The 13,157-nt window shown below is 67.2% G+C and carries 11 protein-coding genes; 2 read left to right on the top strand and 9 right to left on the bottom strand.

What is annotated here, in order from left to right:
* The first annotated feature begins 124 nt into the window (after nt 1–124).
* Both MG068_RS10415 and MG068_RS10410 read left to right on the top strand, forming a co-directional pair.
* The gene (locus tag MG068_RS10415; protein ID WP_049399337.1) at nt 125–751 is read left to right on the top strand and encodes a LuxR C-terminal-related transcriptional regulator; all 627 of its coding nucleotides are present in this window, start codon (nt 125–127) and stop codon (nt 749–751) included.
* On the top strand, nt 748–3,072 hold the full coding sequence (locus MG068_RS10410) for an ATP-binding protein (RefSeq protein WP_081352231.1): 2,325 nt from the start codon (nt 748–750) through the stop codon (nt 3,070–3,072). Before MG068_RS10415 ends, MG068_RS10410 begins: the two co-directional genes overlap by 4 nt.
* Here MG068_RS10410 and MG068_RS10405 read toward each other — a convergent pair whose 3' ends face one another.
* The 9 genes from MG068_RS10405 to MG068_RS10365 all read right to left on the bottom strand — a co-directional run bounded on the left by MG068_RS10405 (nt 3,073) and on the right by MG068_RS10365 (nt 13,124).
* Nucleotides 3,073–3,828 (bottom strand): SapC family protein, encoded by a 756-nt coding sequence (locus MG068_RS10405; RefSeq protein WP_032127340.1) that lies wholly within the window; start codon nt 3,826–3,828, stop codon nt 3,073–3,075.
* A gap of 110 nt (nt 3,829–3,938) precedes the next feature.
* The gene (locus MG068_RS10400; protein WP_005409616.1) at nt 3,939–4,211 is read right to left on the bottom strand and encodes a hypothetical protein; all 273 of its coding nucleotides are present in this window, start codon (nt 4,209–4,211) and stop codon (nt 3,939–3,941) included.
* Between the two features lie 230 nt (nt 4,212–4,441).
* Nucleotides 4,442–6,478, bottom strand: coding sequence for an elongation factor G (gene fusA, locus MG068_RS10395; RefSeq protein ID WP_132810090.1), 2,037 nt, complete (start codon nt 6,476–6,478; stop codon nt 4,442–4,444).
* Nucleotides 6,479–6,892: 414 nt separating this feature from the next.
* The gene (locus MG068_RS10390; RefSeq protein ID WP_132810089.1) at nt 6,893–7,636 is read right to left on the bottom strand and encodes a hypothetical protein; all 744 of its coding nucleotides are present in this window, start codon (nt 7,634–7,636) and stop codon (nt 6,893–6,895) included.
* Nucleotides 7,637–7,700: 64 nt separating this feature from the next.
* The gene (locus MG068_RS10385; RefSeq protein ID WP_071227416.1) at nt 7,701–8,462 is read right to left on the bottom strand and encodes a heme ABC transporter ATP-binding protein; all 762 of its coding nucleotides are present in this window, start codon (nt 8,460–8,462) and stop codon (nt 7,701–7,703) included.
* The gene (locus MG068_RS10380) at nt 8,459–9,502 is read right to left on the bottom strand and encodes a FecCD family ABC transporter permease (RefSeq protein WP_132810088.1); all 1,044 of its coding nucleotides are present in this window, start codon (nt 9,500–9,502) and stop codon (nt 8,459–8,461) included. Before MG068_RS10380 ends, MG068_RS10385 begins: the two co-directional genes overlap by 4 nt.
* A complete protein-coding gene (locus MG068_RS10375) occupies nt 9,499–10,545 on the bottom strand; it encodes a heme/hemin ABC transporter substrate-binding protein (RefSeq protein ID WP_132810087.1) in 1,047 nt (348 codons plus the stop codon). Before MG068_RS10375 ends, MG068_RS10380 begins: the two co-directional genes overlap by 4 nt.
* A gap of 51 nt (nt 10,546–10,596) precedes the next feature.
* Nucleotides 10,597–11,973, bottom strand: a complete 1,377-nt coding sequence (locus tag MG068_RS10370; protein ID WP_132810086.1) for a YncE family protein — start codon at nt 11,971–11,973, stop codon at nt 10,597–10,599.
* 122 nt (nt 11,974–12,095) lie between these two features.
* Nucleotides 12,096–13,124 (bottom strand): alpha/beta hydrolase, encoded by a 1,029-nt coding sequence (locus MG068_RS10365; protein WP_132810085.1) that lies wholly within the window; start codon nt 13,122–13,124, stop codon nt 12,096–12,098.
* Between the last annotated feature and the right edge of the window lie 33 nt (nt 13,125–13,157).

The raw sequence follows: 13,157 nt of genomic DNA, 5'->3' as shown, positions 1-13,157 counted from the left end.
ATTGATGGGCTTTACGCATCGATTCTTAGGAATAATCGCAAAATTCCAACAAGTTCGATGCTCGACGCGACAGCGGCGCCAGAATGATCGCCACGCCCTGCGGGCGCCGATCACCTCCCTGCGCATGAATGGATATCCTGCACCGCGCCGACTGCGGCTGGCACTCCTCGACGATCACGAAATCGTCCGCCGCGGCACCGCCCTGCACCTGTCCCACGACGTCCGCTTCAGCATTGTCGCCAGCCACACCCGCAGCGATGAGCTCATCGGCAGCCTGCGCCAGTTGGCAGTGGATGTCGCCATCATCGATCTCACCCTGGCGCCTGGCGACCGCAGCAGTGATGAGCTGGTTCCGCTGCTGCGCGAGTGCTTCCCACATATTCCCCTGCTCGCCTTCGCCACGCTGACGCCATCCACCCGCATCGACCACCTGCTGGCGACCGGCATCTCCGGCGTAGTCAGCAAGTCCGAGCCCCTGGAGATGCTGTCTGATGCCATCGTGCGCATCTCGCAGGGGCTGTGCCGCCTCCCTGCCGATTGCCTGTTCCCGGCGTGCCGCGAGGAACTCAGCCGCAATGAACGCGAAGTGCTGGACCTGCTCCTGGCCGGCCTGACTGTCTCGGAAATCGCGCTGCGTCGCCACCGCAGCGTCAAGACGGTCAGTACCCAGAAGGTCGCGGCCCTGCGCAAGCTCGGGTTGCGCAATGATGCGGAGATCTATGCACTGCGGCAGCAGCTGGAGATCCAATGAGGCGGCGCGTTCGCCTCCGTCTGCGCACGTCGTGCACGTTGTTGCTGGCCCTGATCCTGCTGCCGGCTGCATCGGCCGAGGATGCACAGTTGCGGAGATGGTCCGCCGGCCGCGAAGTGCGGGTTGCCACCGCGCCATCATTGCGACCGCTCCCCCCAACGCTGGCGGATTCAAGCGCACTGCCCACCCTCGCCCATGGCTATGCCAAGCTTGTGGCTCGGCATTCCGGCCTGCGCTTCCGCGATCTCAACTACCCCAGCACGAGCGCAGCGGTCGCTGCCGTCTGCCGGGACGAGGCCGACCTGGTGCTGGTCATGGGCAGCCCCTCGCATCACCCGCTTCCCTGTCCCGACCTGAGGGCCTCCGGCGCCTTCCATGGCGGCAAGACGGTATTGGCTGTGCGTAAAGGCGAGCACCCGCCCCGTGACATTACCGGTGTGAGGGCGCAGCTGCTGGCCGTAGTTGAAGGCGGTCCCTATGCCGACTGGCTGACGATCCACCACCCCCGGATCCACCTCCTGCATCTCCCCGACCGCCATGCGGCCCTGGCCGCTGTTGAAAGCGGCAACGCCGATGCTGCGATCGGGCTGGAAGCAACGCTGCACTCGATGATCCGGCAGCACTTCACGGGAAACCTGCAATTGCACCCGTTCGACAGCGGATTCTCCACCGATTTGCACCTGCTTGTCCGCCGGGAGGACCAGCAGCTGCTGGCGCGCATCGATCAGGCGCTGCGCGCCATCACCCTCGAAGAGCACGCAGGCCTGCTGGAGTTGTGGGCGCAGCAGATGCTGCCCACATCCATCGAGAGCGCACTGGATCGGGTGCGTTCCCCGCTCCTGCTCTGGCTGCTGTGTCTGGCCGCGGCACTCATCGGCCTGCCCGTGCTCTGGCAGGCGTTACGCTGGCGAATCGGCCGCGCGGAACAACGCCTCGGGCGCGCGGCGGGAATGATCAGCCATGAAGTGCGCAATTCCGCGCAGACAGTACTGGCTTCGATCGACCTGCTGAGCCAGTCACACCTGCCCAAGGGGCAGCGTGAACTGCTCGCGGCTGCGCTTGCCGCCGGCCACTCGCTGCGCAGGCTGCTCGATCGCTCGCTGGCGTTCTCGCGCCTTGCCAGCGGCAGCTTCAGGCCGCATCCCACGCCCTGCGACGTCGGCCAACTCTGTGCCCGTGCACTGGAAGCAATCCGGCCGGAGGCACTGCGGAGAGGGCTGTCACTCCAGTTGGATCGCGGGCCCGATCCAGCGCCAGTGGTTGTGCTCGATGCTGATGGACTGCGTCAGATTGTCGACAACCTGCTGGGCAATGCATTGAAATTCACCGATGTCGGCGGTATCGAGGTGCGCCTGCAACTACAACCCGCCCTGTCTCCCCGGGAGCTGTTGCTGGATGTGATCGACAGCGGCATCGGCATCGCACCCGCTCAACTGGCGCTTCTGTTCCGACCATTCCAGCAGAACGAGGATGGCCAGAGACGTGGCGGCAGCGGACTGGGCCTGACGATTGCGCACGAACTGGCCGTTGCCATGGGCGGCAACCTGACCGCACACAGCGTGCATGGGCGCGGCAGCCGTTTCACCCTGCGATTGCCGGTCCGCGCCGTTCACGGCGATCAGCCGCCCATCGAGCCGCTGCAGCAGACGCCACTGACCGGCATCGACCTGCTCCTTGTCGAAGATCATGCACTCAGCCGGCATGTCGTCGCAGAGCAACTGCGTCGGCTGGGCGCCGACGTACGCGCGGTTGCCGATGCCGACGCCGCATTGGCCGAGCATGCGCTACGACCGCGCGGCACGGTAGTACTGGATATCGGGCTTCGCGGCTCGGATGGCTATGCACTGGCGCAGCAGCTGCGCGCGCAGGCACAGGCACCTCTGCGAGTGATTGCCCTGTCCGCCCGCATGGGGCGCCGGCACGCGGCACGCTGCCGAAGGGCCGGCTTCGACGCCATCCTGGTCAAGCCGCTGCAGGTTGCGAGCCTGCTGCAGGCGCTGGACCTGCCGCCCTCGGCGCACGGCACCGCGCCCGATGACACCCCTGGCGCCGAGCCGGATTACGCTGCGGACATTGCCCATGAGCTGGCCAGGATTGAACAGGCCGTGCAGGACGCCGATACCTCGACACTGCGCCATCATGCACATCGGCTGCAGGGAACGCTGCAGATGTGCCGGGCAACGGATCAGGCCGGCACAGCGGCCGACCTGTGGGAACTGGGGCATGAGGCCGCGCCTGACTGGGTCGAGGCGCGGCGACTGCTGCGGGGATTGCAGCAGTGGCACGGCTCCCGCAAGGCGGAAGCCGCACCATCGGCCTGATCAGGCCGCCAGGCGCTCGACCTGGCGACGGGTCAGGTCATTGAAGCGACCCAGCGACATCAGGTGCTGGTGGATCAGCGCCAGCCAGCCGCTGCGGTGCCACTCGACCACGGTCGCTTCCGGCAGCGCTACGAACTTCTCGACGTCCACCACCAGGAAGCCGTTGAGATTGAACTCGCGGCCATCCGGAGTGCGGACGGTGGCGTTGCGCTCGACCAGCAGGCCGTTGTCGATCAGCGCCTTGGAGAAGGCCTGGGTCTGTTCGTGCTCGCGGGTGTACTGGCCGCAGAACTCCAACGCCTGCTGCACCATGTCGGTGGCCTTGCCATCAACGAACAGCGGCTGGCCTTCGTCACCGCCCTTGACCACGCGCGCGCTCTCTTCGTCGATGCCCAGCAGGAAGTCGTTGTCTGCACCGGTGTCGATGAAGATGAAGGGGTGGCGACGCAGGTAGGCCGGGATATAGGCCTCGTCTTCCCACAGGCCGTCCTTGATGAACAGGTTCTGGTCGGACACGCCCACGGCTGCCATCGGCACGGCGGTCGGGCCGGCGAACAGGATCGGGAAGTGGTGCAGGGCCAGCGAGAACTCGCCCAGCACCAGCGGAATGGCGTTGTTGCCGGCGGCAAACTCGAGCCTGCCCGGCAGGATGCGCAGATCGGCATGCACATCGGCCTGCAGCGGCACCGGACGGGTGTAGAACAGGGGGGCGCTGCTCGGCGCCGCTTCGGTGGTGGTGTCGCTGGTGGTCGTCATCTTGGGAACCGTTCGATCATGCGCGCCTGCCATCCCGGGCGCGCCAGCGGGAACAACCTGAATCCCGCATTATCAACAAGCTCGATGACAACGGCCACCCCACCGACGGCCTATTTCAACTGCAGGGGGTAGCGCTGCCAGAGGACGTGGACCAGGAACCCGGCCAGCTCGGTGTCGCGCGCGCTCACCGCAGCGCGGATCTTGTCCAGCAGCACCATGTCCGAGCAGGAGCGCACATCGGCGTGGTTGGCCTGCCCGGCCCGGCGCGCGCGGTAGCGCGCTGCGCGCTGCGCGTCACTCATTGCGTACCCGAACTTGGGCGGACGACCGCGCTTTCGCGGCAGGGTCAGCTCCAGGGTTCCGGGGTCTTTGTCATCACGCATGAGAGGGGTGCGGGCGGCGGCGAGCAACGGGGGGTGCGCAATTTATCGTGAGGCATCACTTTAATCCAGCTTTTTCTGCAGTTTTGTTGCAATGCAGTGCAAATACTCGCGTGCTGATGCGGATTCATCATTCGCGCCGCTTCGCAGTAGATCCACGCCATGCGTGGATACGGAACCCCACCAACGCCTACAAAAAAGGGAGCCCGCTCACGGGCTCCCCTCGCCTTTCCTTACGCAGCGCGTACCGGCTCGTAACCATGCAGGTGCGCCTCACTGCTGGCCCGCCCCTGGCTGAGCGAACGCAGTGATGTGGTGTACCCCACCAGCTGCGCCAGCGGTGCGAAACCATTGACCTCGGCGCGACCGTCCTGGTCGTCGATGCGGGCAATGCGACCATGGCGACGGTTGAGATCGCCCACCACATCACCCACCGACGCCGACGGCGAATGCACCGTCACCGCCATCACCGGCTCCAGCAGCTGCGTACCGCCCTCCACCAGTGCCGCCTTGACCGCCTCGGCACCGGCACGGTGGAACGCCATCTCCGACGAGTCCTTGGCATGGGTCTGGCCATCGACAAGACTGACCTCGATACCGACCACCGGATGGCCCTGCGGACCTTCCGACAGCGCGGCACGCACGCCCTTCTCCACCGCCGCGATGAAGCTGCGCGGCACCACGCCACCGACGATGCGGTCGTTGAACACGACCTGGTCGTCCTCGCGCGGCGACACATCCAGCACCACGTGCGCGAACTGGCCCTGGCCACCGGTCTGCTTGACCAGCCGCCCCACCACGCCGGTCATCGCTCGCAGCGGTGTCTCCTGGTAGGCCACGCGCGGCGAACCTACGCCCACCTCGACCTTCCACTCGCTGCGCAGGCGCTCGACCATCACCTCCAGGTGCAGCTCGCCCATGCCCCAGACCAGGGTCTCCGCCGTGTCGCGATCGGTTTCGACGCGGAACGAGGGATCTTCCTGGGCCAGGCTGGCCAGGCCCTGCGCCATCCGGATCAGGTCGGCCGCACGCGCCGGCTCCAGCCGCCAGGCCAGCACTGGCGCCTGTGCCTGGATGTTCTCCAGGCGCAGCGGCTGCGCACGGCCACTCAGCGTTTCACCGCTGACCGCGTCCTTCCAGCCCAGCACCGCAACGATGTCACCGGCCACGGCCTGTTCGATGTCGTGGGTCTGGTCGGCCTGCACCCGCACCAGGCGACTGACACGTCGACCCTGCGGATGCTGCGAACTGGCCACGGCATCACCGACCTTCAAGGTGCCCGAGTACAGCCGCACGAAGCTCAGCGCACCGTGCTGCTGGTGGGTGATCTTGAACAGCAGACCGGCCAGCGGACCGTCCGGATCCGGCGGCAGCACCACCTCGCCGCTCTCGCTTTCGGCGGTCACGGCAGGCCGATCCAGCGGCGACGGCAGGTAATCGACCACCGCGTCCAGCAGCGTCTCGATGCCCTTGTCCTTGAAGGCCGCACCGGCCAATACCGGCACGCCCGCACCGGCCAGCGTCGCCCGTCGGATCGCCGCGCGCAGCTGTTCGGCATCGATCGCGCGACCTTCCAGCCAGGCATCGGCCAGAAGTTCGTCGTGGTCGGCCACGGCCTCGACCAGTGCGTCGCGCTGCGGCTGCCACACGGTGCGCGCGGCGGCGTCCCACGGGGTCACCGTGGTTACGGCACCATCCTGCCAGTGCAGCACACGCTCATCGACCAGGTCGACCCAGCCGTTGAAGTCGCTTTCGCTGCCCAGTGGCACACCGAGCGCCCACGGCCGCGCCCTCAGCTTGTCCTGCAGCTGCTCCAGCACGCGTTCGAACGCGGCGCCGATGCGATCCATCTTGTTGACGAAGGCGATCAGCGGCACGCGATGGCGACGCGCCTGGCGCCACACGGTTTCCGACTGCGGCTGCACACCGTCCACGGCCGAGAACACCGCCACGGCGCCGTCGAGCACACGCAGCGAACGCTCGACTTCAATGGCGAAGTCGATGTGGCCGGGAGTGTCGATCAGCGTCAGCCGATGCGGCGGCAGGTCGCGCGGCGCCCACTGCGCCTGTACGGCGGCAGCGCCGATGGTGATGCCACGTTCGCGTTCGATCGCCGAGAAATCGGTGGTCGCATTGCCGTCGTGCACTTCGCCGACGCGATGGATCTCGCCGCTTTTCCACAGCAGGCGTTCGGTCAGCGTGGTCTTGCCAGCGTCGATGTGGGCAATGATGCCGAGGTTGCGACGGTGGGAAAGGGTCTGGGTGTTCATAAAGAGGTTCCTGCAAAGCCAACTCCAGGGGCCGCGCACCCCGGTTGGCGACAGGGTGCGCGGCTAGCGTTCGGTCTCGGCGATCTGGTGCATGGCACGTTCTCCTTGCGGTACAGCGGGTTATGGGGAATGGAACTGCGGAAACGAAAAGAGCGCCCCGGAGGGCGCTCTGTCGAAGTTCCAGCGATGACCGTCTCAACGGCCTCGCGGGGCTCCAGGCAGACACGCCCGTTCCGCGCTTGCGCGGGTCAGGGTGAAAAACTTCAGGAGCGGCATCCGGTTCATGGGGCGCATTCTAGACCTGCCAATCTGGCGCGCAAGTGAATATTGCGCACATTAATAGAACAATGAGGCCGACGGGTCTCGGGGTCGGATCCCTTTGCCACGGGCAAAGGGCCCTGACCCCAGCTCAGCTCACTTGCACTCATGCAGCTTGCGCGCCTCAGCCACGGTCGCAGCCTGGTCGTCCCCCATCGAGATCCATCCCTTCAACGACATCGCCGGATCCACCTGCGCCTGGCGCGGGCCGCCATGGACCACCACCTCGGTCCAGCTGCCGACCGGCGCCAACTCGGACAGACGCGCCGCCTGATCGTCTTCGGTGCTGAACATATCGTCCGGGCGCGCCGGGGGCGTCGTGTTCACGATCTCGGTCTTGCGGGAATGCACGCGCACCGCGCCATCCGGCATGCGCTGGGTGGTCACATCGAAGCGCTCCACCCCATAGGCCCATGGACTCTCCCCCGCGCTGCGGGTCCCGCTGCCATCAGCCGCCACCTCCAGGGATTCGCCCGATGCGGCACCAACGGCAGCGATTGCTCCAAGACTGGACATCATGGCCTGGTAAGCGAACATCTGACGCTGCTCTGCGGTCAACATCATTGGCTTGCCCTCGGGAAACCTGAGATACACCGCACCCTCGCACAACGTCAGCACCTGCTGACCGTCCCAGCTGAAATGCATTTCGCCACTGGCGTAGTACCTGGTGCTCATCGACGACACCGCAGCGCCCTCGCCGGAGGAATGGCGGCTCTCGATCAGCGAAGCCTGCTCGGTCGCATCCATCAGGGAAATGGAGGTTGCCGGTGCAGCACTCACCACGCCGGCAACCGCAGTCATTGCAGCAAAGAGTGCGCCGCGCGGGAAGAAACAGATCATCACATCAGTCCATTGAAGAAAACGAACTGCACATGATACGTGGCCGCGCAGAACGACTGGACGCTCAGGTCACAACCACCAGCGGCACGCCGCGCCGTGGGTGCTCCAGCACCACCACATCCTGCTGGTAGACCCGCTGCAGGTTGTCTTCGGTGAGCACCTGCAACGGCGTGCCATCGGCTGCCACCCTGCCCTGCTCCAGCAGCACGATGCGGTCGGCATAGCCGGCAGCCAGATTGAGGTCGTGCAGCACCACGATCACGCACGCACCGGCCTCGGCACAGGCGCGCACACTGCGCAGCGTGCGTTCCTGGTGGCGCAGATCCAGCGCTGCAGTCGGCTCATCCAGCAGCAGCAGCGGCGTGTCCTGCGCCAGCACGCGCGCGAACGTGGTCCGGGCCGATTCACCGCCCGAGAGCTGCTGCACCTCGCGCAGGCGCAGCGCCTGCAGCTCGGCGGCATCGATTGCCGCTTCCACCTGGGCGTCGTCCACGGCTGGATCCGGCGGATGCGGCAGCCGCCCCATCGCCACCACTTCTTCCACGCTGAAGGCGAAGCGCACGCCATGCTCCTGCGGCATCACCGCGCGCTCGCGTGCCAGCGGCCCCGCTTTGTAGCTGGCCAAGGGCTTGCCCAGCAGGCTCACCTCACCCACGTCGGCACGCAGGTCACCGGCAGCCACCGCCAACAGCGTGGATTTGCCCGCGCCGTTCGGGCCAACCAGGGCGGTCACCGTGCCCGGCTCGAACGCCAGCGAGATGCCATGCAGGATCTCGCGCTGCTGGCGGCGCACCACCACCTCGTGCAGCTTCAGCAGCGCGCTCATGGGGCCGCCTTGCGGCGCTGCTGCAGCACCAGCCAGAGGAAGAACGGTGCGCCCAGCGCGGCCGAGAACAAGCCCAGCGGAATCTCCGCGGGTGGATCAAGCGTGCGTGCGGCGGTGTCGGCCACCACGATCAGCAGCGCACCGAGCAGGCCGGACAACGGCAGCAGCCAGCGATGCCCGGGGCCGACCAGCAGGCGCGCCACGTGCGGCACCACCAGGCCAACGAAGCTGATCGAGCCGGCAAAGGCCACCGCCGCGCCCACCAGCAGCGCACTGAACGCCACCAGACGACGCCGCGTGCGGGTCACATCCAGCCCGAGGTGCTGTGCCTGGCGTTCGCCCAGCGCCAGCATGTCCAGCGGCGTAGCCAGTCGCTGCAGCGCGAACACACCAATGGCGAACAATGGCACCACCGCCGCCACGTCGGCCCAGTTGGCGCGCGCCAGCGAGCCCATCTGCCAGAACACCAGCGACTGCAGCTCGCTTTCGCTGGCGATGTAAGTGAGGAAACCGATCAACGCCGAGCAGAACGCGGCCATCGCGATACCGACCAGCAGCAGCGTAGCGTTGCCCGCCCCCTTGCCCGGCCGGGCCAACGCGTAGGTCAGGCCGATGGCCAGTGCGCCGCCAGCGAACGCGGCCACCGGCACCAGCCAGCCGGCAGCGCCCGCGGCGCCGAGCACGATGGCGGCGACTGCGCCCAGTGCCGCGCCCTGGCTGACACCGACGATGCCGGGGTCGGCCAGCGGATTGCCGAACAGGCCCTGCAGGCTGGCGCCGGCCATCGCCAGCGACGCACCGACCATCGCGCCCAGCAGGGCGCGCGGAATGCGCAGCTGCCAGACCACCGCCAGATCACGGCTGCTGACCGCTTGCGGATCGAGCAGGCCCAGTTTGACCGCCAGCGCCTGCATCACCTCCAGCGGCGGCAATCGCAACGGACCCACGGCAAACGACGCCAGCACCGCCCCCAGCAGTGCCAGCAACGCCACCAGCAACATCATTCGTCCGCGACGGCGGCGCCGATCCGCCGGACTCATGCCTTCGGCAACGCCGCCAGGGCCTTGGCCAGCGCCAGCGCGCCAGCACCGGAACCGACGCTGGTGTACTTCAGCTGCACATCCGGCATCACCCAGACCCGATTGGCCTGCCCGGCCGGGGTCTGTTTCAGCGTCGGGTACGCCTTCCACAGGCCTTCGGCACCGCCGAACAGCTGCAGGTCATGCTCGGTCACCAGGATCACTTCCGGTGCCGCCGCGACCACGCCCTCATTGCTCAGCTGCGAGTAGTTCTTCACTCCCGCTTCGGTACCGATGTTGATGCCGCCCGCCAGTGCGATCAGTTGCGCCGACGCACTGTCGGCACCCGCAACGGTGGGTGAGCCACCGGCGCCGGTAGCCGACACGTGGATCAGTCGTGGCGCATGGCCCAGGCCCTTGCCAATCGCTGCAGCCTCGTCCAGCTGACGCTGCACCTGTGTGGCAAGTGCCTGCCCTGCCTCGGCCAGCCCTAGTGCGGCGGCGACCTTGCGCACCTTGTCCGGCGCCGGCTGCAGGTCATCGATGACCACCGCCGGTTCACCCACCTCACGCAGCTTCTTCGCCAGTTCGGTGTGGCGGCGCAGACTGTTGCCGAGGAACAGCGAGCCCTGCAGGCTCAGCACGCCCTCCACGCCCGTGGTGCGGTTGAACAGGAACTGGTGCGGCGCGGCCAGGCCGGCCTGCGTGGTGGTGTTGGTCGGTGCGGCGAACACCTGCTTGTCCAGTCCCAGCGCCTCGATCACAGCGATGACGTCGTCGCCACCGGCGATGATGCGGCTGGTGTCGGCTACCTGGACGTCGGCGCCATCATCGGAGTGCACCGTGGCCGGCAGCACCGCCTTCTGATCGCGCACGGCCGGCATGTCGGTGCCGGCCACGCGCTGCCAGCCAGCCGGCAACGCGGCTTCGCCAGCCGCGGTCGCGGCGGCAGGCTCAGACGGCTTGCCGGTGTCCGAGGGCGTCGATGAACCGCCACAGGCAGCCAGTGCCAGCGAGACAGCCAATGGAAGCGCACAGAGGCGCAGACGGGACGCGATGTTCATGCTCGTTCTCCTTGCTGGCAGGGCGACGCGCACGCCGCCCTGCCGTGTGACTTACTGCTTCGGGGTGATGCGGGTGATGCGGTCACCCTTCGGGTCTTCGGCGCCACGCGACTTGTTCACCGCGAACACGTTGCCCTTGCCATCGGCGCGGACGTGGTTCGGCAGCGTGCCGCCGTCGAGGTTGGCGACCACCTTGCCGTCACCGTTCACCACGGTGACCGTGCCAGCGCCACGGTTGCTGACATAGGCCAGGCCGGAGGCATCATCGAATGCGACGTTCAGCGCACCGGCGCCGACCGGCACGTCATGCAGCACCTTGCCGGCCGCCACGTCGACGATCAGCAGGTTGTCAGTGCCCTGCGAGGCTACGTAAAGGCGGTTGCGTGCCGCGTCGAAGGCCACGCCCGAGGCACTGATCGAGTTGCCCAGGTCGATGACCTTCTCGACCTTGCCACTGGCCACATCGATCACCGCCGCTTCCGGCGTGCCGATGCTGACGGTGAACAGCTTGCCGGCCTTCTCGTCCAGCACCAGGCTCATCGGGGTGAACTTGCCGTCATCCACGCCGGATTCCAGCGTCACTGCCGGCAGCTCCTTGAAGGTCTTGGCATCGAACACCGACAGGTGGTCTTCACCCGTGGCCGAGGCGAACACCTTGCCGTGGGTGCCATCGACCACCACGTCGCGCGCGTGCGGCACGGTGTCGACCGGGAACTGGTGGACCAGCGACAGGTCCTTCTGGCGGTAGACCGCGATCGAGTTCTGGCGGGTATTGGTGACCCACACGTTGCCGTTGGTGTCATCCACGCCAACGCCGTAGACCGCGTACACCGCACCATTGGTGCTGCCCGGCACCTGCGCCGGGGTGATCGCCTTGGTCACCTTCAGCGACTTCGGGTCCAGCTTCAACAGCTGCGACTGGGTCACCGGCGGGCGGCCCACGGCCGAGGTCACGAATACCGCGTTGCTGGCGGCGCTGTAGGCGGACTGGTACAGGCCCGGCACCAGCTTGTTGGACTGGGTGGCGAACTGCGCCTGGCCGGACAGCGGCAGCTGCGGCGAGACGCGCAGCTTCAGCACGGTGGCTGCAGCCGGCTGGCTGGCGCGCACCACCACCGGGTGGGTACCCGGCACGGCATCGGCCGGAATGCTCAGCTGGGTCTTGAAGTTGCCATCGGCATCGACCACCAGCGGCTGCGTGTTGAGCACGCTGTCGCCACGCAGCAGGCTGACTTTCTGGCCCGGCACGAAACCGCGACCGACCACGTCGGCAGTGCTGCCGGGAACCACGTTCTCACCGCGCGAGACGACCTCGCCTTTGAAGGTGGCGTTGGCCGGCTGATCGAACACCGGCTGTGCGGTGGCGGTCACGGCCAGCAACAGGCCAGCGGCGAGAGATGTGAGACGGAAAGACGGACGGAACGACATGGAAGGCTCCTTGCACACGTAGGCCGCGCCACGTGACGCGGGATTCATCGGTTGCCTGGGCCGCTGCACATCGGCAGCCTCGCCTGGGTAGTGGGGTCGCATGCCTTGGCATGCGAAGGGATTCATTCGGCGGCGCTGTCACCACCGTTGGGCGCGCCGTCACCGGCGCTGCGGTCGGTCACGCCATACAGCTCGTGCAGCGCAGCGTGGAACGACGCGGGCAGCATCGGGCCATGGCCGAGGCCGGGGAACTCGCGGTACTGCACGCGCATGCCCGGCAGCTTGCCCAAGCGCTCGGACAGCTGCATGGCAGCATCCGGGGTGGCCCCACCGATACGACGCAGGTGCGCGACCACGCGTGGGTTGTTCATGTCGCGCTTGCCGCGATCGCCGACACGCTCGGCACCGCCCAGCATCAGCCAGAGCTTTGCCGGCTGGCCATGCACGTTCTGCACGAACTGCTGTTCCGGATCACCCAGCGCCGCGCCCTGGCTCCACCACAGCGACGGACTGGCCGCCAGATAGGACTGGAAGGCGGCGGGACGGGTGTACAGCGCATTGAGCACGAACAACCCACCCAGCGAGTGGCCCCAGAGTGCTTGCTGCTGCGTATCAATGCGTGCGCGGCGCTCGACTTCCGGCTTGATGCGGCGTTCGATCACATCCAGGAACGCGGCAGCACCACCGCCAACCGCCTGGGTCGTACCGCTCTCGTCGTCGGCGCGATCAATCCACGCGGTGTAGTCGCGGGTGCGCGCCTTGGAATCGATGCGCAGGTCGTTGTCGTAGCCGATCAGCACCAGTACCGGTGGCGCCTTGCGTGCGGCCAGTTCGGCCAGCAACGGCTGGTCCAGCACCATGGCCACGGCATTGCCATCCAGCGCATACAGTACCGGCGATGGCGTCTTGCCGGCCTTGGCCGGAATCGCCAGGTTCACCCGCCAGCGGCGTTGCTGGTCGGGACTGTCCACCACGAAATGCTCGAAGCGATAACTGACCGCCGGCTCGTCGAGCACGGTGTGGCCGATCTTCTGCAGCGGATTGCGCTGCTGCGCATGGGCGTACGGGGTGGCCAGGAGCAGACCCATCATCAAGGCGACCAGGCCGCGGGCCAGTGGACCACGGCGCGAAGGCGGGACGAAATGCTTCATCAGCGGCGGCAGAAGCGGCCCAGGGCCGCCGGT

It is taken from the genome of Stenotrophomonas sp. ASS1 (assembly GCF_004346925.1).
GTDB lineage: Bacteria > Pseudomonadota > Gammaproteobacteria > Xanthomonadales > Xanthomonadaceae > Stenotrophomonas > Stenotrophomonas maltophilia_A.
The sequence above is the reverse complement of the archived record's forward strand: the minus strand, read 5'-3'. Positions and strand labels throughout refer to the sequence as shown.